Below are 23,764 nucleotides of genomic sequence, written 5' to 3'. Positions count from 1 at the left end.
CCCAGGTGCGAGCGGTCGCACCTGGGCTGAGGGTCACTCGGCGTCCTTGGCCTACTCGAGCAGGGTGTCGCTGGAGAGGCCATTCTTCTCGAGAATGCGGCGCAGGCGCTTGAGCGCCTCGGCCTGGATCTGCCTGACCCGTTCGCGGGTCAGTCCGATGGACCGGCCCATTTCCTCCAGGGTGCAGCCTTCCTCGCCTTGCAAGCCGAAGCGGCGGATCACCACTTCGCTCTGCCGCTCGGTGAGCTCCGACAGCCATTCCCGAATGCTATGGGCCAGTTCGCTGTCCTGCAGCAGCTCGCAGGGGTCGTTCGGCTGTTCGTCGGTGATGGTGTCCATCAGGCTTCTGTCGGAGTCCTGGCCGTAGGTGTGATCCAGGGAGGTCACCCGCACATTCAGGTCGCGCAGACGTTCCACCTCGCTCACGTCCTTCTCCAGCAGCGAGGCGATTTCCTCGCTCGACGGGTCGTGGTCGAGCTTGCGCGTCAACTCCCGGGCCGCGGTCAGGTAGCCGTTGAGTTTCTTCACCACGTGGATGGGCAGGCGGATGGTGCGGGTCTGATTCATCAGCGCCCGTTCGATGGTTTCGCGGATCCACCAGGTGCCATAGGTCGAGAAACGGTAGCCCAGCTCCGGATCGAACTTGTCCACGGCGCGGATCAGGCCGAGGTTGCCTTCCTCGACCAGGTCCAGCAGCGACAGGCCACGGTTGAGGTAGCCGCGGGCGATCTTTACCACCAGGCGCAGGTTGCTCTCGATCATGCGCTTGCGGGCCAGGGCGTCACCCTGGATGGTCAGGCGCGCGAAGTGCAGTTCCTCCTCCCTGGATAGCAGCGGTGAAAAACCGATTTCGTTCAGGTACAGACGCGTGGCATCCAGTGCCTGAGAGTAATCGGTGGACTTATGCTGCTTCGCCACGCTGGCCGGGGTTGACACCTCAGGCTTGCCCTTCGCCTCGGGAGGCGGGGTAACGGACTGGGCCACCTTTAGAACCTGTCGGATAGCTGTCTCAACGTTGTCGTCAATATTTTGGCTTTTTTTGTGGGCAAGGTTGGAGCGGAATGCGTAAGTCATAGTCACTGCTCGGAAAGTCCTATGAGGCCTACAGGATCAGGCGCTTCTCTGTGAAGTCAAAGAGGCAGAGGTCTAGCGCAATTGCGCCACTATGGTCTTAAGCCTGAGGTGGACTTTGGTCTGATTTGGGCGAGGCCGGCATTCTAAATAGGTCTTAAAAAAGCCCTTGATTTTCTGTGGCAAGGCCTTGCCTTTACTACACTGAACAGACTTTAGAGTGGCCTGACCGAGGCGCTCGCGTCGTTTAGGCGCCAGTGGTAGGGGAGGGACCGGGCATGAGTGACAGCATCAGGATAGGCATAGTCGACGATCACCCGCTGCTGAGGCAGGGGGTAGCCGCAGCGCTCAAGCGCATAGCCGACTTCGAGGTGGTCGAGCAGGGCGGCTCGGCCGAAGAGGCGGAGTGCATCGCGGCGGAGTATCGACCGGATGTGATGCTGATGGACGTGCATATGCCGGGCGACAGTTTCTCGGCGGTGCGGGCCATCGTCTTGGCCAACCCCGCGATCAAGGTGCTGATGCTGACCGTGTCGGAGTCCGAGGACGATGCCTATGCCGCGCTGGAGGCCGGGGCCAAGGGCTATGTGCTCAAGGGCGTGAGCGGTCCGGAGCTGGCGCAGGCGATCAGGAACGTGGCAATGGGCCAGACCTTCATCACGCCGGGTTTTGCCGGCAAGTTGATCAGCAATTTGCAGAAGCACAACGAGGACGAGAAGACGGTGGACGAGCTCACTCACCGTGAGGAGCAGATTATCCGGGAGGTGGCCAACGGGCTGACCAATCGGGAGGTTGCCGACAAGCTGTCCCTGAGCGAGAAGACCGTCAAGCACTACATGACCAGCATCATGCAGAAGCTCCAGGTGCGTAACCGGGTGGAGGCGGTTACCGCGGTCATGGAGTATTGGCGCAATCGCCACTCCGCGCATATCAGGCAGCAGCTTTCGGGGCAGCGGGGCTCGGGGGCGTCGAGTTTCGGAACCGACTGACTCGCCTTCACAGCTTGAACTTGGCGCTCACCGTAGTGCCTTTGTCTGGGCCGGACTCGATGTGAAACTGCCCGCCCAGTGACTCCACCCGGTAGCGCATGCCCGCCAGTCCCAGGCGGGCTCTTTGCCGATGATTGGCGGCTACCAGGTGTTCGGTGTCGAAGCCATCGCCATCGTCGCACACCCGTATTTCCAGAAGCCCTCGGTCATAGACTGCACTGACCGCCTGTCCCTTGCCATCGGCATGGTGGTAGGCATTGTTCAGCGCCTCCTGAATGAAGCGATAGATGCAGGTCTTGTGTGCCAGGGGCACGTTATTCGGCAGGTTCTCGCACTTGAGCTTCACCCGGGTATCGGTGCGCAGCTCATGGCGTTGTACCACCAGTTCCAGCTCCTGCTGCAGGGGCATGCCGTTGATCTCCGGCAAGGCCAGGCCGCGCGAGATGTCGCGGATCTCTCCCAGGGCGTCCTTGGCGGCGTGGCGCAGGGACTCGAGCGCGTCGATATCGAACTCGCCGCCGTTCTGCTTGTAGCGCTCCTGCAGCACGGCAAGCTCGTCGAGGCGCACCAGGATCAGGGTCAGCAGTTGCGCCGGGCCGTCGTGCAGGTCGGCGCCGAGGCGGCGCAGGATGAGTTCGTTGACGCGGGAGAAGGACTGGTTGGCGCTGGTGATCTTGCGTTGCAGGTTGATGTTCTGCGAGCTCAGCCGCGCCTGCTCCTGCATCTGTCGGCTGAGGGCCAGTTGCTGTTTCAGGATGATGCGCTCGCCACGGCGAACGATGGCGAACAACAGCAGCAACATCGACAGGGTCCCCGTGCCGACGATGATCCACACCTCCTCACGGATGCAATCGATCTCGTTCTGCAGCATCTCGGCTCTTTCGTAGAACTCGCCGACGGCGAGGATGCGATCCGTGCCGAATTCGCGCAGGGGCGCGTAGATTTCATACAGTGGGATGCCCAGGCTGGCCTCGTAGGCGTTCTCCTCGGCCGTCAGCTCGCCCCACTCGGTGACGGTCTGGCCTTGCAGGGCCAGGGTCAGGTCGTCGGCCGGAAACGACTTGCCGACTATGTCCTTGTTGGTGCTATAGATGATGGTGCCATCGGGGCTCCAGATCTTCGCCGAAACCACATGGGCGTTGAGGCTGGCGCTGGTCATCAGGCGATCGATGGCCTCGGCGGTCTTGACCGACAGGCGCTGGCCAGTGCTGAGTTCCTGGACATAGGGCTCGAGGAAGGTGGCCATGTACAGCGCGCCGGCGTTGGCCGCGGACTGCACGGCCGAGCGCTCGATGGTTTTGCTGACCAGGTTGCCGACGAAGGTCATGGTCAGGCCCAGAATGACCGCGGCGGCGATCACGAACTGGGTCGAGCGGCTCAAGCGACACAGTGGCTGGATCGCCTTGCGCCACCAGGTCGGCCGTGGCCGCGACGACGATGGCGTGGCAGCAGCAGACGCTCCACCAGGCGGACTGTGCGGGCCCTCGGCAGGAGAGTCGATCTTGGCCTCTGTGTTCATCCGTGCTCCTGGGGCTTACGCTGGTCTGGGCGACACATGCGCGTAGCGGATGGCTCACGCCGGGATGATCGAGACGGGGCGTGGTCGAACTCGCCGCCAGCGGAGCAGAGGGGCGAGAGGCCCGCTCGACTTTTCCTCTGGCGCTCGATTTCCCGCGTAACTCACAAGTCTAGTTCAGTTGCACAAGAAGGCAGGTCGAGCGGCGCCGACCGGCCGCGCCGGACGGACGGCAGGTGCGGCATCCGGCGTCAGTACTCGGGACGAGCTGTCCCGGCCTAGGTCGCGGCCTTCGGCTGCACGACCGGAGTGGTGGGGCGCACCACCAGCCACAGCGCCACGGCGATCAGGGCGCCGCCGTACAGGTAGGCCGAGGATAGCGGCTCGTCCAGCAGCAGTGCGCCCCACAGCACGCCGAAGGGCGGGATCAGGAAGGTGGTGGTCGAGGCCTTGACCGGGCCGATGTCGTTCAGCAGGCGGAAATACAGCACGTAGGCGAAAGCGGTGCAGAGCAGGCCCAGGCCGGCCAGCGACAACCAGACCGCGGGTCCGCCCCAGCTGGCGGGCGGCTGCAGCAGCAGCGAGCCGCCGAACCAGGGCAGGAGGAACAGGCTGGCGCCGCACAGGCTGCTGAACGCGGTCAGGCGGTTGTCCAGGCCGCCCTGTTCGGCGATCCAGCGCCGCGCGAGGAAGCCGGCGAAGCCGTAGCAGGCGGTGGCGATCAGGCAGGCGACGGCGCCCAGCAGCAATTCCAGGTCGAACTGCACCGGCCCGGTGCGGGTCAGCACGGCCACGCCGAACAGCCCGATTGCCACGCCGGCGGCCTTGTTCGCGGTCAGCGCCTCGGCGAAGAACAGCGCACCGATCAACACCCCCATCATCGGCGTGGTGGCATTCAGGATCGCCGAGTAGCCGGCCGGCAGCACCTGGGCCGCCAGGCAGTACATGGCCGACGGCAGGCCGGCGTTGATCACCCCGAGGACCAGGCACTGCCTGAGTTTGCCGCGAAAGTCCCAGCGCACGCGCATCAGCAGCAGTATCGCGAGCAGGCCGATGGCGCCGAGGCTGGCGCGGAAGAAGGCGGTGGGCATGCTGCCGAGCACCGGGGCGATGATCCGCATGAACAGGAAGCTGGCGCCCCAGATGGCGGCGAGCAGCAGCAGGCGTAGCAGGTCGGCGGGTCTCATCGGTGCGGCTCCGGGGAGGAAGCCGTAGAGCTTACGCCGCCCGGGCGGCGGTGCAATCCACAACTGGCTTTCAAATCTCCGGCACAGTTGTTGTGCAGCTCTCTCGGCCTTGTGGGGCGGGATTCTTGCCCGCACCGCGGCAGTCGGCCAGGTGAGGTCGCCATGTCAGGCTTTCCCGGGCGTCGAGCACTGGCTAAGCTCGCCACTCGACTCCTATTTCTGCCAGCAGAGGATTGCCCATGGCGCAGCAATGGCCGGCCGCCGAGATCGCCCAACGGATACTCGACGGCTTCGACGTCTACCGTGAGCATTTCCGCCAGATCACCGAGGGCGCCCGTGAGCGCTTCGAGCAGGCGCTCTGGCAGGAGGCGCAGCAGGCCTCGGCGGCGCGGATCAATCTGTACGAGGAGCAGGTCGGCGCGGTGGTCGAGCGCCTGCAGCAGCACTTCGGTGACGAACTGTGCGAGGTGAGCCAGTGGCCCCTGGTGAAGAGCGCCTATATCGCCCTGATCGACCTGCGTGACGACGATGAGCTGGCCGAGACCTGGTACAACTCGATCTTCTGCGGGCTGTTCAGCCATGACCTGATCAGCGATGGCTGCATGTTCATCCACACCACCCGGCCGTCGCCGCACAGCCGCCAGCGGGCGGTGCAGACCCGCAGCTACCGGCCGGTCGGCGGGCTGTCGGGCATGCTCGAGGCGATCGTCGAGGATTACCGTTTCAGCGTGGCCTTCGAGGACCTGCCGCGGGATCTCAAGCGCCTGGAGGCGCAGCTGCGCGAAAGCCTGCCGGACTGGGTGTGCAAGGACCCGGCGCTGTGCATCGAGCTGTTTTCCTCGGTGCTCTACCGCAACAAGGGCGCCTACCTGGTCGGGCGCATCTTCACCCGCGACGAGCAATGGCCGCTGGTGATCCCGCTGCTCCATCGCGAGGGGCAAGGCATCCAGATCGATGCGCTGATCACCGACGAGGCCGAGGTGTCGATCATCTTCTCCTTCACCCGTTCCTATTTCATGGTGCGGGTGGACATTCCGGCCGACTTCATCGGCTTCCTGCGGCGTATCCTGCCGGGCAAGCACATCGCCGAGCTGTACACCTCGATCGGTTTCTACAAGCACGGCAAGTCGGAGTTCTACCGGGCGCTGATCGATCACCTGGCCGGCAGCGACGACCGCTTCATCATGGCGCCCGGGGTGCGCGGCATGGTCATGAGCGTGTTCACCCTGCCGGGCTTCAACACCGTGTTCAAGATCATCAAGGACCGTTTCTCGCCGGTGAAGAGCGTCGACCGGGCGACGGTGATCCAGAAGTACCGCCTGGTGAAGAGCGTCGACCGGGTCGGGCGCATGGCCGATACCCAGGAGTTCGCCGATTTTCGCTTCCCCAAGGCCAAGTTCGATCCGGAGTGCCTGGCCGAGTTGCTGGAGGTGGCACCCTCCACCGTGGTGCTGGAGGGCGACACCGTACTGATCCGCCACTGCTGGACCGAACGGCGCATGACCCCGCTCAACCTCTATGTCGAGAGCGCCAGCGAGGCCCAGGTGCGCGAGGCCCTGGACGACTACGGTCTGGCGATCAAGCAGCTGGCGGCGGCGAACATCTTTCCCGGCGACATGCTGCTGAAGAACTTCGGCGTCACCCGCCATGGCCGCGTGGTGTTCTACGACTACGACGAGATCTGTTTCCTCACCGAGGTGAATTTCCGCCACATCCCGCCGCCGCGCTACCCGGAGGACGAGCTGGCCTCCGAGCCCTGGTATTCGGTGTCACCCATGGATGTGTTCCCCGAGGAGTTTCCGCCCTTCCTGTTCGCCGACATCAGGCAGCGCCGGCTGTTCAGCCAGTTGCATGGCGAATTGTACGACGCCGACTACTGGAAGGGCCTGCAGCAGGCGATCCGCGACGGCAAGGTGATCGACGTGTTCCCCTACCGGCGCAGGGGCGATCCCGCCGCCTGAGTCCGCAGCGGCGATGCCGTGGCGGCCTGCAGTCGATCAGAATCCATCCGCAAGGTCGCAGCCGGGTCTAGTCTGTAGATAAGGGCAGTGGCACGCAGGCAGCGTTGCCCATTGCCCGCCGAGGGTGGCCGCGTGCTGTGGCCATCCGCTCTGGGTAGACGGATGGAGGGGCTGGTCCATGAACGCTTGGCTCAACCTGAGGGTGTGGAAACTGCTTGTCGCGCTGGGGCTGGTGAAGCCCGCGCATCTGCAACCTGTGGCGATTCGCCATGAAGATAGGGCCCGGCTCACGGGACCAGGTCGCCGCTGAGCACGGAGCGCTAGGGGTGCCTGGCAAACCAGCTGTCGATCAGCTCGCGCATGCGTTCTCCGGAAAAGCTCGGGAAGTGTCCGCCATGCACGCAGCGCACCGGTAGGCGGCGCAGGCGGGCCAGGCTGCGGGCGTAATCGTCCAGGTTGGCGTGATAGGCATCCTCGACCAGCGGCCCGTCGTAGAGGATGTCGCCGGAGAACAGCGTCTGGGTCGCCGCTTCCCATAGACTGATACCCCCGGGCGAGTGGCCCGGGGTGTGCAGTACTTCCAGCACCCGGTCCCCCAGGTCCAGCACATCGCCTTCCTCGATCAGCCGCGTGGCCGGGGCGGCGCGCACGCGGTACTCGGCGTAGCACAGCGGGCAATCCGGATGGGCCTCGAACATGGCGTCGCCGATGCAGTCCGCCGCCAGGGTGCTCTCCCGGGTCGGCGAGGCGAGGATGGCCGCCTCGGCCGGGTGGCACAGGCGCTCGGCGAATTCATGATGGCCGGCGATATGGTCGAAGTGGGTATGGCTCGCCACCGCCAGCAGCGGTTTGTCGGTCAGCCAGGGCAGCTGCGCGCGCAGGCTGATCAGGCCGGAGCCGGAATCGATCAGGGCATCGCGGGTGCGGCCCTGTACATGCCACATGTTGCAGCGATAGAAGGGGCGGATATAGGGCTCGTGGATGAGGCTGATGCCGTCCTGGCGCTGGGCTACCTCGAACCAGCGGTCGCGGCTGACGATCTGCATGGCGCTGTCCCTCGGGGCTGGCACTGACTCCAGCCTACTCCATTGCGGACGGAGCGCGGGGGCTGGGTTCTGCCCCTGGTCCGGGAGTCGGGACCAGGGGCAGGGCGCTCAGGGATGGAAGGGGGCGCTCTCCAGCACTTCGATGACCAGCGGACGATCGGCCGGTGCGCCGCGCAGCAGCTCGGCCAGGTGGGCGTGGTCGCGGGCCTGCTCGGCGGCGCAGCCGTAGCCCCGGGCGATGGCGATCAGGTCCGGGGTATAGATGTCCACGCCTATGGGGGTAATGTCCCGGCGCTCCATATAGCGCTTGATCTCGCCGTAGCCCGCGTTGTTCCACAGCAGCACGATGATGCCGACGCCGGCCTCCACCGCGCTGGCCAGCTCGGGCAGGGTGAACTGGATGCCGCCGTCGCCGATCAGGCACACCACCGGGCGCGCCGGTTCGCCCAACTTGGCGCCGATGGCCGCCGGCAGGCCGTAGCCCAGGGTGCCGTAGCCGGTGGAGGAGTTGAACCAGCGCCGGGCGCCGTCCAGCTCGACCAGGTGGTTGCCGCTGTACACCGTCTGCGTCGAGTCGCCGACGAAGCGCGCCTCCGGCAGGGCCTCCAGCACGGTGGCGAACAGCTGGCGATAGTGCGCCCAGCCGCTGAAGTCCTCGGCCAGCTGCGCCTGTACCGCCGCGGTGCGCCGGGCGCCGGGGCTGTCCGCGCGCAGCTCGCCGCGCGGCAGGTCGGCCAGCAGCAGGCGCATGGCCAGGCGCGCGTCGCTCTGGATCGCCAGGCTCGGCATGTGGTTGCGCAGCAGCTGCTGGGCGTCGATGTCGATGCGGATCAGCTCGCCGCCGAGCTTGAAGTTGCCGTCGAACACCACGTCGTAATCGGTCTCGCCCAGCTCGGTGCCGATGGCCAGCACCACGTCGGCCTCCAGGGCCAGCTGGCGCACGGGCAGCAGCGACTGGTTGCTGCCCAGCAGCAGCGGGTGGCCCGGCGGCAGCAGGCCCTTGGCGTTGATGGTCAGGGCGGTCGGCGCGTCCAGGGCGGTGGCCAGGGCGCGGGCCTCGGCCTGGGCCTCGACGCAGCCGCCGCCGAGCAGCAGCAGCGGGCGCTTGGCCCCGCGCAGCTTGGCCGCCGCCTCGCGCAGCTGGGCCACGGCCGGGGCCGGGCGGGACACGCTGGGCTTGGCCTGCAGGCGCATGTGTCCGGCCGGGGCGGTGATGATGTCCAGCGGCAGTTCGATGTGCACCGGACGCGGCCGCTCGCCCTCGAACACGGCGAAGGCGCGGGCCAGCACGCCAGGCAGCTCCTCGACGCTCATCAGGGTATGGCTGAAGGCGCTGACGCCGGCCACCAGCTCCCGCTGGTTCGGCAGCTCGTGCAGGTAGCCCTTGCCCAGGCCGAGGCGCTCGCGCTCGTTGACGCTGGAAATCACCAGCATCGGGATGGAGTCGGCGTAGGCCTGGGCCATGGCGGTGAGGATATTGGTCATCCCCGGGCCGGTGATGATGAAGCACACCCCGGGCTTGCCGGTGCTGCGCGCGTAGCCGTCGGCCATGAAGCCGGCGCCCTGCTCGTGGCGCGGGGTGACATGGCGGATGCCGCTGTGCGGCAGGCCGCGGTACAGCTCGACGGTGTGCACGCCGGGAATGCCGAATACGGTGTCGACGCCCCAGGCCTCGAGTTGCTTGACGAGAAATTCGCCGCAGGTGGTCATGGTCTTTCCTTCAGTTCAGACAGCGAGGCCCTCTCCCGGCAGGGGAGAGGGCGCGGCTTCAGCCGACGATCCAGTGCGCCATCAGGGCGATGATCGGCAGGGTGATCAGGGTGCGGATGATGAAGATGACGAACAGCTCCAGCAGGTTCAGCGGCAGCTTGGCCTTGATGATCAGCACGCCCACCTCAGACATGTAGATCAGTTGGGTCAGCGACACGCAGGCCACCACGAAGCGGGTCAGCTCGCTCTCGATGCCCTTGCCCAGCACCGCCGGCAGGAACATGTCGGCGAAGCCCACCAGCATGGCCGGCGCCGCCTTGGCCGCCTCCGGCAGCTGCAGCGCCTCGAGTAGCGGTACGATCGGGTAGGACAGCCAGTTGAACACCGGGGTGAACTCGGCGATGGCCAGGGAGACGGTGCCGATGGCCATCACCAGCGGCAGCAGGCCCAGCCAGATGTCCACCACGTTGTGCACGCCGACCTTGACCATCTGCGCCGGCGAGGGGTTGGCGTTGGCCCGCTTGACCGCCTGGGTGACGCCCCAGCGCAGCAGCGAGGTGCCGCTGGGCACGTCTTCCTTGATCTGCTTGCCGACGCCGGCGACGTACTCGTCCTTCTTCCACGACAGCGGCGGGATGCGTGGGGTGATGATGGCGGCGGCCAGGCCGGCGACCACCACGGTCAGGTAGAAGGGCACGAACAGATGGTCGAGCTTCATGAAGCTGGTGATCAGCAGGCTGAAGGCGATCGAGGCGATGGAGAAGTTGGTGGCGATCACCGCCGCTTCCCGGGCGCTGTAGAAACCCTTCTGGTACTGCTGGGCGGTGATCAGCACGCCGACGGTGCCCGAGCCCAGCCAGCTGGCGATGGCGTCGATGGCCGAGCGCCCGGGCAGGCCGAAGATCTTGCGGAACAGGTTGCGCACCAGGGTGCCGCAGAACTCCATCAGGCCGTAGTCGGTGAGCAGCGGCAGGATCAGCCCGGCCACCAGGAAGAAGGTGATCAGCACCGGTGCCAGGTCCTTGAGCACCACGCCGCCGGTGTTGGCGTTCCAGATCCACTCGGGACCGAACTGCCAGAAGGTCATGGCGGCGAAGACCGCGCCGAGCACCCGCAGGCCCAGCCACAGCGGATGCAGGTTGAACAGCTCGTTGAGCGCGCGGCGCTCGGTGAGCCAGCGCGGCTTGAACAGGCTGGCCAGCAGGCCCAGGGCGGCGGAGAACAGCAGCAGGCCGGTGGCGATGGCCGGCAGCCAGGCCGCCAGCGCCGCCTTCAGGGCATCGGCCATGACCCCGAGGCCGATGGTCACCTTGCCGTCGTAGACGATGGGGGTGAGGAACAGCAGCACGCCGAGCAGCGAGGGGATCAGGAAGATCAGCAGCTGGCGCAGGTTGAAGCTGGAGGTGGCCGGCGGCTGGTCGTCCAACAGCGGCATGGTTTCGTCGTGATTCATGTCAGCACCTTAATTGTTGTTGTGCAGTGCCTGGGCGCCGTTCGGCGCCCAGTGTCGAAGAAAAGGCCCGGTCGCTCAGCGACGCTGCACGCCGGGCAACACGCAGAGCATTTCGTACAGCAGGTTGGCGCCCAGCAACGAGGTGTTGCCGGTGGTGTCGTAGGGCGGGGAAACCTCCACCAGGTCGCCGCCGATCAGGTCCAGGCCCTGGCAGCCGCGGATGATCTCCATGGCCTGGATGGTGGTCAGGCCGCCGATCTCCGGGGTGCCGGTGCCCGGCGCCCAGGCCGGGTCGATGCCGTCGATGTCGAAGGACAGGTACACCGGGCCGCCGCCGACCTTTTCGCGCACCTCGGCCATCAGCGGTGCCAGCGACTGGTGCCAGCACTCCTCGGCCTGGACCACGCGGAAGCCCTGCTTGCGGCTCCAGTTGAAGTCCTCGGCGGTATAGCCCTGGGCGCGCAGGCCGATCTGCACCACCCGGTCGCAGTCCAGCAGGTCTTCTTCCACCGCGCGGCGGAAGGTGGTGCCGTGGGCGATCTTCTCGCCGAACATATGGTCGTTGACGTCGGCATGGGCGTCGATGTGCACCAGGCCGATCTTGCCGTGCTTCTTCTTCAGCGCGCGCAGGATCGGCAGGGTGATGGTGTGGTCGCCGCCCAGGGTCAGCGGCTTGATGCCGTACTCGACGATCTCGTCGTAGGCCTGCTCGATGATGCGGATGGCCTCGGCCATGTTGAAGGTGTTGATCGCCACGTCGCCGATGTCGGCGATGTTCAGCGAGTCGAAGGGCGCGGCGCCGGTGGCCATGTTGTAGGGGCGGATCATCACCGACTGGGCGCGGATCTCGCGGGGGCCGAAGCGGGTGCCGGAGCGCAGCGAGGTGCCGATGTCCAGGGGTACGCCGACGAAGGCGACGTCCAGCTGGCGTTTGTCCTCGGCGCTCTGGATATGCGGCAGGCGCATCATGGTGGCGATGCCGCCGAAGCGGGGCATCTCGTTGCCGCCCAGGGGCTGGTGCAGGATCTTGTCCATGGGAAGGCCTCACGGTCGTTGTGGTTGTAGGAAGCGTTGGGCCGGATTGTTGGACAGGATGGCGGGGGGACAAATCGTCCAGGGCAAAAACTTAGTTCAGAGATTTCTAAACTAATAAATGCCTCTGTAGGATGGGTCGGGCCGCGCAGGTTAGCCGCATAGCGGTGTCATCCATCGCCTCGGCCGCATGGTCATCGCTGCACTCAACCCCCTCCTTAGCCGCTGACTGGGAAACCCCGATGAGCCAAGCCCTGCCGGATCTGAAACTGCTACGCATCTTCGTCAGCGTGGTGCGTCATCAGGGCTTCGCCGCCGCGCAGCAGGAGCTGAACCTGTCGACCTCGGCGATCAGCACCTATATGAGCCAGCTGGAGGGCCAGCTGGGCATCACCCTGTGCCACCGCGGCCGCGGCGGTTTCAGCCTGACCAGCAAGGGCGAGCTGTTCTACCAGGAGACCCTGCGCCTGCTCGGCCAGTTGGAGGGCTTCGAACGCTATGCCGCGGAGCTCAAGGGCGAGCTGCGCGGCACGCTCAACCTGGGGGTGCTGGACACCACCGTCAGCGACCCGGCGCTGCCGCTGGCCGAGGTGATCGGGGCCTACAGCCAGGAGCATCCCGCGGTGCACCTGCACCTCTCGGTGATGAGCCCCTACGAGCTGCAGCTGGCGGTGCTGGAGAACCGCCTGGACCTGGCCATCAGCGCCTGCCCCACGCGGATGAACGGCCTGGTCTACCAGCCGCTGTACCGCGAGCAGCACTGGCTGTACTGCAGCGACCGCCATCCACTGTTTCCCGAACGGCGCATTCCGGAGGAACTGGTGACCCAGCAGCGCATGGTCGGCCGTGGCTACTGGAGCCAGTCGGAGCTGGCGCGACACGGCTTCAAGCACAGCGCGGCGACCGTGGAGTCGATGGAGGCGCAGCTGATCCTGGTGCTGTCGGGCGCCTACATCGGCTACCTGCCGGAACACTACACCCAGCATTGGGTCGGCCAGGGCCGCCTGCGCGTGCTGTTGCCGACCGTCTTCGGCTACCAGGCGCCGTTCTCCCTGATCCTGCGCCGCGGCCGCTCGCGCGAGCCGCTGATCCAGACCTTCCGCGACCTGCTCAAGGCCCAGCTCAACGCCCTGTGATGGCGGAATCATGCTGGCGCAGTGCCGAGGCTGTGCTAGACCTAATTTCTGTGTGGATATGGAATGCCCGACTCCTCTACGACAGGGACCGTACCGATGCGCCAGAACCTCCCAGTGACTCAGCGGGAAAGAACCTTTCCCGAGCAGCAGCGGTTGATCTCCACCACCGACCTGAGCAGCAAGATCACCTACTGCAACGATGCCTTCGTCGCCATCAGCGGCTTCACCCGCGAGGAATTGATCGGCCAGCCGCACAACCTGGTGCGCCATCCGGACATGCCGCCGGCGGTCTTCGCCCAGATGTGGCAGACCATCAAGCAGGGCAAGCCCTGGATGGGCATCGTCAAGAACCGGGCGAAGAACGGCGATTTCTACTGGGTCAGCGCCTACGTGACGCCCATCTACGAGAACGGCCGGATGGCCGGCTACGAATCGGTGCGCTCGTTGCCCAGCGCAGCGCAGAAGCGGCGGGCCGAGGCGCTCTACGCGCGGCTGCGGGCGGGCAAGCCGGCGGTGCCCAGGCTGGACGACTGGACCTACGAGCTGCTGCGCGCCTGGCCGTTGCTCTGTGCGGCGATCGCCATTCTGGGCGTCCACTTCCTGCTCGCCGGCCCTTGGCTCCTGGCCTTCATCGCCGCGGTGCTGTGCGCCCTTGGCGTCTACCAGCTGCACAGCCGCCGGCAAGCGATTCGCCAGACCCTGGCCCAGCACCCGAAAGCCTTCACCGACAGCCTGGTGGCCCTGACCTACAGCGACAACCGCGGCGCGCAGGCCTTGCTCGACCTAGCCATGATCAGCGAGGAGGCGCGCCTGCAGACCGCCTTGACGCGCCTGGAGGATGCCGGGGTCAGAGTCAAGGAGCGGGCGTCCCAGGCCGCGGACCTGTCGCGCTCCGGGGCCGAGATGCTCGACCAGCAGCGCAGCGAGACCGATCAGTCGGCCACCGCTATCAACCAGATGACCGCCACCATCCAGGAAGTCACCCACAATGTGCAGAACACCGCCCATGCCGCTGAGGAGGCCGAGCGCCTGGCCCAGCAAGGCCGGCAGTTGGCCGGCGGCAGTCTGGAGTCGATGTCGCAGATGGCCCAGTCCGTGGTGGATATCGGCCTGGCGGTCAGCGAGCTGGCCGATGCAACCCAGTCGATCGGCAGTGTCGCCGATGTGATCACCTCGATCGCCGAGCAGACCAACCTGCTGGCCCTCAACGCCGCCATCGAGGCGGCGCGGGCCGGCGAGCAAGGGCGGGGCTTCGCGGTGGTCGCCGACGAGGTGCGGGCGTTGGCCGGGCGCACCCGCGAGTCGACCGAGCAGATTCACGGCATCATCGCCACCCTGCGTGCCGGCGCCGACCGTGCGGTCGCCACGGCCGGCCGGGGCGAAGATATTTCCCGGACCAGCGTGGAGAGCGTCGAGGCGGTGCGCAGTGCGCTGGACGGCATCAGCGAGTCGGTCAGTCGCATCACCGGTATGAGTCAGCAGATGGCCGCGGCGTCCGAGCAGCAGAGCCAGGTGGCCGAGGACATCAACCGGCAGATCACCCGGATCGCCCAGCTTTCCGATCGCAGCGCCGAGCAGGCGCATCGGGGAGCGGCCATCGGCAAGGAGCTCGAAGACATGGCCGAGTACCTGCACAGCCTGGCCGAGCGCTTCAACCGCTAAGGGCGTCAGAGCGTGCTCGTCCGGCAGGGGCGGATGCGCCGCCAAGCCTGCCGGGCGATGTGGGACGCGGGCGTGTGGCACACTGCGCGGCAGAGGAGATACCGATGCCACGCCCCCACTGTCCACGCTGCTGCCGCCCGCTCGATCATTGCCTGTGCGCCCTGATTCCCCGACTCGACAGCCATACCCGCGTACTTATCCTGCAGCACCCGAGCGAAGTCGGGCATGCCTTGAATACCGCGCGTTTGGCTGCGCTGGGTTTGGGCAATGCCGAGTTGCGGGTGGGCGAGGTGCTCGAGGGTTTGCCGCAGCTGCTCGCTCAGCCCGGCTACCGGCCCTGCCTGCTGTTTCCCGGGGAGGGCGCGCAGCCCCTGGCGCAGTTCGCGGAGGCAGGGCAGGGCACGCCGCCGCTGCTGGTGGTGCCCGACGGCACCTGGCGCAAGGCGCGCAAGCTGCTGCACCTGAATCCGGCGCTGGCGGCCTTGCCGAGAGTGGCGCTGCCACAGGGGCTGTCCTCGCGCTATCGCCTGCGCAAGGCACCGATGCCGGGCGCCTTGTCCAGTATCGAGGCGATTGTCCAAGCGCTGGATATCCTCGAGGCGCCGGCGCGTTTCGACGCCTTGCTCAAGCCCTTCGAGGCCCTGATCGAGGGGCAGATAGCGGCCATGGGTGAGGAGATCTTCAGGCGCAATCACCTGCGCGACTGAAAGGGGCCCGTGCGACGAGGGCTGGCGGAATCAGCGCCGGCGGATGCGTTCGAGCAGCAGGCTGCCGTCCTCCAGCAGGCGGCCGCGGACCTGGACATAGTCGCCCGGTTGCGGCGAGTCCTCGACGCGGGTCGCGCTGGTGATCTTCAACGCCAGTCCGTCCAGCCGCCAGTTCGCTTCCAGTCTGCCGTGCAGGCGCAGCCTGGCCCCGCGTGGAACCGGCGCTGGTTTGCCCTGGGCGTCGCGGGCGCCCTGGTCGATCCAGGCGACGATCAGGGCTATCTCCTCCTCGGCGAGAAAGGGCGGGCCGTCGAAGGGCATGCGTGGCCGCGCCTGGCCGCGAATACGTCGCACCAGTTCGCTGGCCTCTGCCGAGCCGGGAACCACGCGCGCGCGTTCGCTCTGGGCCAGGGTCGATGCATAGTCGACCAGCGAGTAGCCCTCCGGCGCCGGCCCCATGATGCCTTGGGGGGCGTGGCACTTGGCGCAGCGGCCGATGAGGATCGGCTGGACATCGCGGTAGTTCACGGTCAGCTCGGACGCAGGCCGTTGCTCGGCCGCCCCGGCAGCGGGCAGCGCGAGCAGCAGGCCGACAACCAGCAGACGAGCGGGGTAAGTGGACATGATCCGAACCTCATGGACGACCTGCGGATACCCCGAAGCCTAGTCGGCGGGGTCGTAGCCTGAGGTCGTGCGCCGACCAGTCGACTGGCTTGTTAGTCGTGCTCGGACTGCGCCCTGGCGGGGGCGCGCGGCGGGCGCCGGCGCAGCAGCGGGAAGGCCAGCAGCGCGATGCGCAGCCAGCGCCGCCAGTGGCTGCGGCGCATGCCCAGGGTCGCCAACAGCAGTGCGCCGCCGGTGGCCCAGAGCGGTGCGTTGCTGCCACCTAGCGTTTCGCGCCACTGCCGGCCGAGGTCTTGCGCCTGGTGCAGCGGTTGCAGCAGGCGCAGGGTTTCGTGACGCAGCTCCTGGCGATGCATTTCCAGGCGCATGCGCAGCAAGGCCTTGCGCAGCTCGCTGCGCGAGGCCTTGGCGGGCAGTTCCGGTGGGTTCATGGCAGCAATTGCTCGCGGTCGCGGGCCAGCTCTTCGAGGCTGGCGCTGAAGGGGGCGGGGGCCGTGCGCAGGCGATGCAGCAGGGCGAGCAGGCAAACCAGCAGCCCGACGCCGTAGAGTGCGCACAGGGCGATGATCACGCCGAGGCGATGACTGTCCCAGAAGGCGATCAGCACTGCGGCCGACAGGCCGATCAGCAACAGCAGGCCAAACAGCAGGCTCAGGCCGCTGAGCACCAGCAGGCGCAGGGTGTGGCTGCGCTGTTCGCTCAGTTCCTCGCCGAACAGGGCCAGGTGGCCATGCAGCAATCCCAGCAGGGCGCCGCCCATGCGGCGCGGCGAAGGGCCGCGCATCGGCGTGGCGGTCTGTGGGGCGGTTTGCTCCTCACTCATCAGCGGCGACTGATCAGCATGCCGAGGAGCAGGCCGATGGCGGCGGCGATTCCCAGCGTCTGCCAGGGGTGGCTCTGCACGTAGCCTTCGGTCGCCTGGACCGCGGCCTTGCCCCGCTCGCGCAGCGAGTCTTCGGCATTGTGCAGGGTGCTGCGTGCGCGACCCAGGCTGGTGCGAATCTGCTCGCGCAACTCTTCTGCTTGTTCGCCGGCCAGGCTGGCCGAGTGTTGCAGGAGCTTCTCGGTGTCGCGCACCAGGGCCTGGAACTCCTCGAGCAGTTCGTCCTGGCTGGATGCGTTTGCACTCTTGCGGGGCATGGGGCTCTCCTTCGACTGTTGAATGGATGGCGGCGAGTCCTGAGCAGAGGGGGCGAGTCTCTTTCTCAACCTGTCTGGTACAGCGCTTGCAGTCTGTTGGTGCGTACCCTCGGCTCGATGCTCTTTTATGGGGCTCTTCAGGACTTGTCAGAGATGCTGTGGTGCGTGGATAACTATTTGATAAATAAAGAATAAGTGCCTTAATTGTGTTTCGGCAGAGCCCTGTTTCGGGGCTGTCCGAGGCCGCTGCAACTGGAGCGGGGTGCCGGGTGTGCCGCTAAATGGTGCGCCTTGCATGCTGGCTGGTCCAGTTTGGTGCTTTTTCCCTAACCTCGGAGTGTTCTTCGCTGATGGAAGACATCAACAGTGCGGTGGAAACCCTGATTCACGGCTCCAATACCCTGTTCATCCTGCTCGGCGCGGTGATGGTGCTGGCCATGCATGCCGGCTTCGCCTTCCTCGAGGTCGGCACGGTGCGGCAGAAGAACCAGGTCAATGCCTTGTCGAAGATCCTCTCCGATTTCGCCGTGTCGGCCTTGGCCTACTTCTTCATCGGCTACTGGGTCGCCTACGGGGTGACCTTCCTCGAGCCGGCGAGCGTGCTGACCGAGGAGAACGGCTATGCCCTGGTCAAGTTCTTCTTCCTGTTGACCTTCGCCGCGGCGATTCCGGCGATCATCTCAGGTGGTATCGCCGAGCGTGCCAAGTTCGGTCCTCAGCTGTGTGCCACCCTATTGATCGTAGCCTTCGTTTACCCATTCTTCGAGGGCATGATCTGGAACGGCAACTACGGCCTGCAGGCCTGGCTGGAGGCACAGTACGGCGCCAGCTTCCATGATTTCGCCGGCTCGGTGGTGGTGCACGCGGTGGGCGGCTGGCTGGCTTTCGGCGCCGTGATCCTGCTGGGGCGCCGTGATGGCCGCTACCGCGATGGCCGTTTGGTGGCGTTCGCACCGTCGAATATCCCGTTCCTGGCCCTGGGGTCGTGGATACTGATCATCGGCTGGTTCGGCTTCAACGTGATGAGCGCCCAGACCCTGGGCAGCGTCAGCGGCCTGGTGGCGGTCAATACCCTGATGGCGATGGTCGGCGGTACCGTGGCGGCGCTGCTGGTCGGTCGCAACGACCCGGGCTTTCTGCACAACGGCCCCCTGGCCGGCCTGGTGGCGGTGTGCGCCGGTTCCGACCTGATGCATCCGGTCGGCGCCCTGATAACCGGCGCCGTGGCCGGCGCCCTGTTCGTCTGGGCCTTCACCGCCACCCAGGTCAAGTGGAAGGTCGACGACGTGCTCGGCGTCTGGCCGCTGCACGGCCTGTGCGGCGTGTGGGGCGGCATCGCCTGCGGCATCTTCGGCCAGCAGGCCCTCGGCGGCCTGGGCGGCGTCAGCCTGAGCAGCCAGCTGATCGGCACTGCGCTCGGTGTGGCGGTGGCCCTGGTCGGCGGCTTCCTGGTCTACGGCCTGCTCAAGGTCTTGCTGGGCATTCGCCTGAGCCAGGAGGAGGAGTACTACGGCGCCGACCTCTCGGTGCACAAGATCGGTGCGCTCAGCCAGGACTGAAGCGCGCTCCTGCATGAAAAAAGCCCGCCGACCGGCGGGCTTTTTCGTGCCTCGTCACGGCCGGGCAGGATGCAACTACCCGGTCGTGTTCAGCGGGGCGCTGCTCAGAGCAGCGGCAGGCTGTAGCTGACGATGAAGCGGTTCTCGTCCAGGTCATTGCCGATGTTCGAGCGTACGGTGGCGTTGCGTAGGCGCAGGCCGAGGTTCTTCAGCGGGCCATCCTGGATCACGTACATCAGCTCGCTGTTGCGCTCCCACTCCTTGCCTTCGCCGGCGGCGTTCAGACGGTCGATGTTGTCGCCGTTGAGGTAGCGGGTCATGAAAGTCAGGCCGGGAATGCCCAGGCCGGCGAAGTTGTAGTCGTAGCGCAGCTGGTAGGACTGCTCGTCCTTGTTGGCGAAGTCGCCGATCTGCACGTAGTTGACTAGGAAGGGGTCGGTGCCGTTGATATAGGCGTAGCCGGTGTCGCCGCTCATCTTCTGGTAGCCCAGGCCGAAGCTGTGGAAGCCCAGGGCATAGGTGAACAGGGCGCCGAAGGCCTTGTTGTCGACGTTGCTCGAACCGTCGTCGGTGGAGCGGGCGTAGCGCAGATCGGTCTTGAAACTCTGCTTGTCGGCGATCGGCAGCACGTGCACGACGTTGAAGATATGTTGCTTGTACAGCTGCTCCAGTTCGCCGTAATGGTAGGCACCGGTGAGGTTGTCGGTCAGCTTGTAGCTCAGGCCGGCGAAGTTGAAATCGTCGCCCTGGTTGCCCTTGCCGGTGAACTTGAAGTTGCGCTTGGCGCCGGCGTTCAGGCTGAGGTCCTGGAAGTCGGTGGAGTCGCGCTGGTTCAACTCGCGCAGCTGGCCGGCGTCGAGGGTCAGGCCGTCGATCTCCTGGCTGTTGATATGGCCGCCGAGGAAGGTCTGCGGCAGCAGGCGCGAGTCGTTGGCGGCCACGGTCGGCAGTTTGGGCATCAGTCCACCGATCTTGGCCACGGTCTTGGATGCCTTGACCTTGAGCGTCGCGGTGGCCTCCGAGTATTCGTCCGGGCCTTCGTCGCCGAAACTGTTGGGCAGCAGGTTGGTGCCGGCGCGCTCGTCGGAGGAGTCGAGCTTCAGGCCCAGGCCGGCGTAGGCGTCCAGGCCGAAACCGACGGTGCCTTCGGTGAAGCCGGACTCGGCCTTGAAGATGAAGCCTTGGGCCCACTCTTCGCGCTTGGACTGCTGAGCCGCGGTGGTGTCGCGCAGGTCACGGTTGAAGTAGAAGTTGCGCAGGTCCAGGCTGGCCTTGCTGTCCTCGATGAACTCGGCGTGGGCCAGGGACGGCAGGGCGAGGCTGGCGCCCAATGCGGCGAATGCGACAGCGCGGGCAAGAGGGGTCATGCTCATTGTTGTTGTTTCCTCATGGTGGGTCGGCAAATGACCGGTCGGTTATGGCGCTGTGAAATAAACCATGGTCGTAATCAGCTAGCCTTTAGACTTTGGTAGTCCCCGTTTCCTTTACCCGGGAGTGCTGGTGATTATTGGGGGCGGTCGGTGGGTAATGGCCCAGTTTCTGCTGCCGTCGGCGATCTATATGGCACTGCTGATGCAGGTCTGGCGTGCTCTATCGAGCCGTGCCGCTTGCTCGTTGACCTGGGAGGCCGGCCTGCGGGCGAGGTGGCCTGAGGATGCTAGACTGCTCTCCTCGTTGTTTGCGGAGGCGCGCGAATGCTCCCTGAATGCCAACTGTTCGGCACCCTCGGCTGTCACCTATGCGAAGTGGCCGAAGCCTTGTTGATCCCGTTCGTCGAGCACGGCTTGCTGGTCGAACTGGTGGATATCGCCGATCAGGAGGATTGGGTCGAGCAGTACGGCCTGCGCATTCCGGTGCTGCGCCGCTGCGACACCGGTGCCGAACTGGACTGGCCATTCGATGGCGAGCAGGTCGTGGCGTTTCTGCGCTGCAGTTGAGCTGTGTCGCTCGGGAGGCGTAGACACAAAAAAGCCCGCGCTAGGCGGGCTTTTTTGTGTCTCAACGACTGCAGCAAGCAATCGTGAAACTGGGATTTGGTCGGAGAGACAGGATTCGAACCTGCGACCTTCTCGTCCCGAACGAGACGCGCTACCAAGCTGCGCTACACTCCGAATAAGTCGAAATTGTACTGAAAAAGTTTTGTTGCACAAGGGGTTAGGCTGATTTTTTTCGCACGGCCTGGCGAAATGACCGACGGCTTCGCTGTCGTAGCCCCCCGGGCGGTTCGCACGGGGCGTGCCGCCGGGGGGCGCCACTCAGAGTTCGTGGATGGTCTGCACCTGATCCTTGTTCACCTTGGCGCGGGTGCCGTCGAGTTGTTCGAATTCGTAGAAGCCGGAGGCCTCGTCGTAGCGAGGCTGGTCCAGAGTCTGCAACTCACGGCCATCGTTCAGGGTAATCACGGACGGCGAGGCGCAACCGGCCAGCGTCACCAGGCTCAGGGTTAGCAGTATTGCCGGGATGGTCCGTCGCGTCATGGCGTGTCTCCTTACATGGATGAAGTCTACCCACCCTCAGACGGAGATTTGCCGCACTGGTTCCGTAACCGCTGTGTTAGCCGAGCAGTGCGGGGGTATTCAGGTTGGCCAGCCGCGGGTCGCCGGGAGGGCAGTCGACGGCCAGTGGCGCCAGCTCGCGCAGCCAACGCTGCGGGCTGCGTTCGCCGGCGCGCCAGGCCTGTTCCAGGGAGGCGCCGAGGGCGGTGGGGAGCAGGCAGAACAGGGGTTCCCAGTAACCGTCCTGACGGACCATGACCGGATGCGTACTGGCTTTATCTAACAGTGCCTCGAGCAGGGCACGGTCCAGGCAGGGGGCGTCGCACGGCAGCACCAGGAGCTGGGGATGACGGGCCACTTGCAGCCCGGCGCGAATGCCGGCCAGCGGTCCCTGGAAGTCCCGGTCGTCGTCCTGCACCAGCCGGTCGGCGAAGGGCGCGTAGCGCTCGGCATTGCGGTTGCACGAGATGATTAGATCGTCGGTCAGGGGCCGCACCAGATCGTGCAGCCAGGCGATCAGCGGGCGCCCGTGCCAGTCGAGCAGGCCCTTGTCGCGCCCGCCCATGCGTTGTCCGCGGCCACCAGCCAGCAGCAGCACGGAGCAGGGCGGCGAAACGGTGACGGCGGGCATGGCGGAGCCTCCTGGAGCGGGCCTGTGATATAACTCCGGGCATTATCCCCGATAACTGGAAGCCTGCCATGAACCATAAGGCCGAGGCGGTGTTCGTGCCGCTGAATATCGCCGTGCTGACCGTCAGTGACACCCGCAATCTGGACACCGACACCTCCGGGCAACTCTTCGTCGACCGTCTGCAGGAGGCAGGGCATAGGCTGGCCGCCCGCCAGCTGCTGAAGGACGATCTTTACAAGATTCGCGCCCAGGTCGCCACCTGGATCGCCGACGACCAGGTGCAGGTGGTACTGGTCACCGGCGGCACCGGCTTCACCGGGCGCGACAGCACGCCGGAGGCGGTCGGCTGCCTGCTGGACAAGCAGGTGGACGGTTTCGGCGAGCTGTTCCGGCAGATATCGGTGGCCGATATCGGCACTTCCACCGTGCAGTCCCGCGCCCTGGCCGGCCTCGCCAACGGCACCCTGGTGTGCTGCCTGCCGGGTTCGACCAACGCCTGTCGCACCGCCTGGGACGGCATTCTCGCCGAGCAGCTGGATGCGCGCCACCGGCCCTGCAACTTCGTCCCCCACCTGAAGCAGGCCGAGGCCTGCGAGAGCCGCGGATGAGCGGCGGCGAGCAGCCCGGCCTGTTGCCGGTCGAAGAGGCCCTGGCGCGCCTGATGCGTCTGGCCGAGGCGGCGCCGATCGGCGAGACCGAGCGAGTCGCCCTGGCCGACGCCGATGGCCGGGTGCTGGCCGAGCCGTTGGTCGCCGGCCTCGACCTGCCGCCCTGGGCCAACAGCGCCATGGACGGCTACGCCCTGCGCCTGGCCGACTGGCAGGGCGAGCCGCTGCCGGTCAGCCAGCGCATCCTCGCCGGCAGTGCGCCGGGGCCGCTGCAGCAGGGCAGCTGCGCGCGCATCTTCACCGGCGCGCCGCTGCCGGCCGGCGCCGATACCGTGGAGATGCAGGAAAACGTCGAGCTCGAAGGGGACGGCAGAGTACGTTTCTGCGAGCCCCTGAAGCCCGGACAGAACGTCCGCCCCCAGGGTCAGGAAACCCGTACCGGCGACCAGGTGCTGGCGGCCGGCACCCGCCTGGGGCCGATCGAGCTGGGCCTGGCCGCCTCGCTCGGGGTGGCCGAGCTGGCGGTGCGGCGGCGGCCGCGGGTCGCCGTGCTGTCCACCGGTGACGAGCTGGTCGAGCCGGGTCGGTCGCTGGGCCCCGGGCAGATCTATAACAGTAACCGTCGCCTGCTGATCGCCTGGCTGCAGCGCCTGGGCTGCGCGGTGGTGGACGGCGGCATCCTCGCCGACGACCTCGGGCAGACCCGCGCCGCCCTCGGGGCCTTGAGCGATGTCGACCTGATTTTGTCCACCGGCGGGGTGTCGGTGGGCGAGGCGGATTTCCTCGGCCTGGTCCTGCGCGAGGAGGGCGAGCTGAGCCTATGGAAGCTGGCGATCAAGCCGGGCAAGCCGCTGACCTTCGGGCGCTACCGCGGCGTGCCGGTGCTCGGCCTGCCGGGCAACCCGGCCTCCACCCTGGTCACCTTCGGCCTGTTGGCGCGCCCCTATCTGTTGCGCCGTCTGGGCGTGCAACGGGTCGCGCCGCTGGGCTTTGCCATGCCGGCGGGTTTCAGCTGGAGCAAGCCGGGCAAGCGGCGCGAATACCTGCGCGCGCGTCTGGAGAACGGCCGGGTGGTGCCTTATCCGAACCAGAGCTCCGGGGTGCTGCGCAGCGCAGCCTGGGCCGAGGGCATCGCCGAGGTAGTGGAGGGCACGACCCTGGCCGAGGGCGATAGCCTGCGCTTTATCCCGCTGAGCGAAATACTCGGCTAGCACGGGGCGCTGCGGGGTTGCGCGGC

General features: G+C 66.4%; 23 protein-coding genes, 1 tRNA gene and 1 pseudogene. 10 read left to right on the top strand and 15 right to left on the bottom strand.

All coding sequences use genetic code 11. The features are described 5' to 3' along the window. Positions 1-51: 51 nt before the first annotated feature. Positions 52-915, bottom strand: a pseudogene (rpoS, locus tag SBP02_RS13100) (RNA polymerase sigma factor RpoS); the annotation flags it as partial. A 434-nt stretch (positions 916-1,349) separates the two neighbouring features. Here rpoS and SBP02_RS13095 point away from each other — a divergent pair. Continuing rightward, the gene (locus SBP02_RS13095; protein WP_318642238.1) at positions 1,350-2,060 is read left to right on the top strand and encodes a response regulator transcription factor; all 711 of its coding nucleotides are present in this window, start codon (positions 1,350-1,352) and stop codon (positions 2,058-2,060) included. Between the two features lie 7 nt (positions 2,061-2,067). On the opposite strand, the gene SBP02_RS13090 is transcribed toward SBP02_RS13095, so the two are convergent. Both SBP02_RS13090 and SBP02_RS13085 read right to left on the bottom strand, forming a co-directional pair. Then, positions 2,068-3,579 carry a sensor histidine kinase gene (locus SBP02_RS13090; RefSeq protein WP_318642236.1) on the bottom strand — a complete coding sequence of 504 codons (1,512 nt, stop codon included), beginning with the start codon at positions 3,577-3,579 and terminating at the stop codon, positions 2,068-2,070. 275 nt (positions 3,580-3,854) lie between these two features. Further along, positions 3,855-4,763, bottom strand: coding sequence for a DMT family transporter (locus SBP02_RS13085; RefSeq protein ID WP_318642234.1), 909 nt, complete (start codon positions 4,761-4,763; stop codon positions 3,855-3,857). A gap of 239 nt (positions 4,764-5,002) precedes the next feature. Between SBP02_RS13085 and aceK the strand changes: the two genes are divergently transcribed. Then, on the top strand, positions 5,003-6,724 hold the full coding sequence (gene aceK, locus SBP02_RS13080; protein WP_318642232.1) for a bifunctional isocitrate dehydrogenase kinase/phosphatase: 1,722 nt from the start codon (positions 5,003-5,005) through the stop codon (positions 6,722-6,724). Between the two features lie 178 nt (positions 6,725-6,902). Next, on the top strand, positions 6,903-7,034 hold the full coding sequence (locus SBP02_RS13075; protein ID WP_318642230.1) for a PA1414 family protein: 132 nt from the start codon (positions 6,903-6,905) through the stop codon (positions 7,032-7,034). A 10-nt stretch (positions 7,035-7,044) separates the two neighbouring features. On the opposite strand, the gene SBP02_RS13070 is transcribed toward SBP02_RS13075, so the two are convergent. The 4 genes from SBP02_RS13070 to speB form a co-directional block, all read right to left on the bottom strand. Next, positions 7,045-7,770 (bottom strand): MBL fold metallo-hydrolase, encoded by a 726-nt coding sequence (locus SBP02_RS13070; RefSeq protein ID WP_318642228.1) that lies wholly within the window; start codon positions 7,768-7,770, stop codon positions 7,045-7,047. A gap of 108 nt (positions 7,771-7,878) precedes the next feature. After that, entirely contained in the window at positions 7,879-9,480 is a 1,602-nt protein-coding gene (locus SBP02_RS13065) for a 5-guanidino-2-oxopentanoate decarboxylase (protein WP_318642226.1), read from the bottom strand. Between the two features lie 58 nt (positions 9,481-9,538). Next, positions 9,539-10,933 carry a YjiH family protein gene (locus SBP02_RS13060; RefSeq protein ID WP_318642224.1) on the bottom strand — a complete coding sequence of 465 codons (1,395 nt, stop codon included), beginning with the start codon at positions 10,931-10,933 and terminating at the stop codon, positions 9,539-9,541. A 75-nt stretch (positions 10,934-11,008) separates the two neighbouring features. Then, complete coding sequence (gene speB / locus SBP02_RS13055) at positions 11,009-11,968, bottom strand: agmatinase (RefSeq protein ID WP_318642222.1); 960 nt, start codon at positions 11,966-11,968, stop codon at positions 11,009-11,011. 239 nt (positions 11,969-12,207) lie between these two features. On the opposite strand from speB, the gene SBP02_RS13050 reads away from it, so the two are divergent. The 3 genes from SBP02_RS13050 to SBP02_RS13040 all read left to right on the top strand — a co-directional run bounded on the left by SBP02_RS13050 (position 12,208) and on the right by SBP02_RS13040 (position 15,470). Then, positions 12,208-13,101: a LysR family transcriptional regulator gene (locus tag SBP02_RS13050; protein ID WP_318642220.1), complete on the top strand. Its 894-nt coding sequence runs from the start codon at positions 12,208-12,210 to the stop codon at positions 13,099-13,101. Between the two features lie 96 nt (positions 13,102-13,197). Next, a complete protein-coding gene (locus SBP02_RS13045; protein WP_318642218.1) occupies positions 13,198-14,763 on the top strand; it encodes a methyl-accepting chemotaxis protein in 1,566 nt (521 codons plus the stop codon). A 104-nt stretch (positions 14,764-14,867) separates the two neighbouring features. Continuing rightward, positions 14,868-15,470, top strand: coding sequence for a tRNA-uridine aminocarboxypropyltransferase (locus tag SBP02_RS13040; RefSeq protein ID WP_318642216.1), 603 nt, complete (start codon positions 14,868-14,870; stop codon positions 15,468-15,470). A gap of 30 nt (positions 15,471-15,500) precedes the next feature. Here the strand turns inward: SBP02_RS13040 and SBP02_RS13035 are convergent, their stop codons facing one another. From SBP02_RS13035 to SBP02_RS13020, 4 genes are all read right to left on the bottom strand, one after another. Continuing rightward, on the bottom strand, positions 15,501-16,094 hold the full coding sequence (locus SBP02_RS13035) for a DUF5666 domain-containing protein (RefSeq protein ID WP_318642215.1): 594 nt from the start codon (positions 16,092-16,094) through the stop codon (positions 15,501-15,503). Between the two features lie 92 nt (positions 16,095-16,186). Then, positions 16,187-16,525, bottom strand: coding sequence for a hypothetical protein (locus tag SBP02_RS13030; RefSeq protein WP_318642213.1), 339 nt, complete (start codon positions 16,523-16,525; stop codon positions 16,187-16,189). Next, positions 16,522-16,917: a phage holin family protein gene (locus tag SBP02_RS13025; protein ID WP_318642211.1), complete on the bottom strand. Its 396-nt coding sequence runs from the start codon at positions 16,915-16,917 to the stop codon at positions 16,522-16,524. The genes SBP02_RS13030 and SBP02_RS13025 overlap by 4 nt, the downstream gene beginning before the upstream one ends. Further along, a complete protein-coding gene (locus SBP02_RS13020; RefSeq protein WP_318642209.1) occupies positions 16,917-17,234 on the bottom strand; it encodes a DUF883 family protein in 318 nt (105 codons plus the stop codon). The genes SBP02_RS13025 and SBP02_RS13020 overlap by 1 nt, the downstream gene beginning before the upstream one ends. Positions 17,235-17,584: 350 nt before the next feature. On the opposite strand from SBP02_RS13020, the gene SBP02_RS13015 reads away from it, so the two are divergent. Further along, positions 17,585-18,793: an ammonium transporter gene (locus SBP02_RS13015; protein WP_318642207.1), complete on the top strand. Its 1,209-nt coding sequence runs from the start codon at positions 17,585-17,587 to the stop codon at positions 18,791-18,793. Between the two features lie 104 nt (positions 18,794-18,897). On the opposite strand, the gene SBP02_RS13010 is transcribed toward SBP02_RS13015, so the two are convergent. Continuing rightward, entirely contained in the window at positions 18,898-20,166 is a 1,269-nt protein-coding gene (locus SBP02_RS13010; RefSeq protein WP_318642205.1) for an OprD family porin, read from the bottom strand. Between the two features lie 321 nt (positions 20,167-20,487). Here SBP02_RS13010 and SBP02_RS13005 point away from each other — a divergent pair, with 321 nt between their 5' ends. Then, positions 20,488-20,730 carry a glutaredoxin family protein gene (locus tag SBP02_RS13005; protein WP_318642203.1) on the top strand — a complete coding sequence of 81 codons (243 nt, stop codon included), beginning with the start codon at positions 20,488-20,490 and terminating at the stop codon, positions 20,728-20,730. Between the two features lie 97 nt (positions 20,731-20,827). Here SBP02_RS13005 and SBP02_RS13000 read toward each other — a convergent pair. The 3 genes from SBP02_RS13000 to mobA all read right to left on the bottom strand — a co-directional run bounded on the left by SBP02_RS13000 (position 20,828) and on the right by mobA (position 21,919). Then, positions 20,828-20,904: transfer RNA gene (locus SBP02_RS13000), tRNA-Pro, on the bottom strand. Between the two features lie 144 nt (positions 20,905-21,048). Further along, the gene (locus SBP02_RS12995; RefSeq protein ID WP_318642201.1) at positions 21,049-21,270 is read right to left on the bottom strand and encodes a YgdI/YgdR family lipoprotein; all 222 of its coding nucleotides are present in this window, start codon (positions 21,268-21,270) and stop codon (positions 21,049-21,051) included. Positions 21,271-21,346: 76 nt separating this feature from the next. Next, a complete protein-coding gene (gene mobA, locus SBP02_RS12990) occupies positions 21,347-21,919 on the bottom strand; it encodes a molybdenum cofactor guanylyltransferase MobA (RefSeq protein ID WP_318642199.1) in 573 nt (190 codons plus the stop codon). A gap of 68 nt (positions 21,920-21,987) precedes the next feature. Here mobA and moaB point away from each other — a divergent pair, with 68 nt between their 5' ends. Further along, complete coding sequence (gene moaB / locus SBP02_RS12985) at positions 21,988-22,527, top strand: molybdenum cofactor biosynthesis protein B (protein ID WP_318642197.1); 540 nt, start codon at positions 21,988-21,990, stop codon at positions 22,525-22,527. Continuing rightward, positions 22,524-23,738: a molybdopterin molybdotransferase MoeA gene (locus SBP02_RS12980; RefSeq protein ID WP_318642195.1), complete on the top strand. Its 1,215-nt coding sequence runs from the start codon at positions 22,524-22,526 to the stop codon at positions 23,736-23,738. Before moaB ends, SBP02_RS12980 begins: the two co-directional genes overlap by 4 nt. Positions 23,739-23,764: the final 26 nt, after the last annotated feature.

This window comes from Pseudomonas benzenivorans, assembly GCF_033547155.1.
Taxonomy (GTDB): Bacteria; Pseudomonadota; Gammaproteobacteria; order Pseudomonadales; family Pseudomonadaceae; genus Aquipseudomonas; species Aquipseudomonas benzenivorans_B.
The sequence above is the reverse complement of the archived record's forward strand: the minus strand, read 5'-3'. Positions and strand labels throughout refer to the sequence as shown.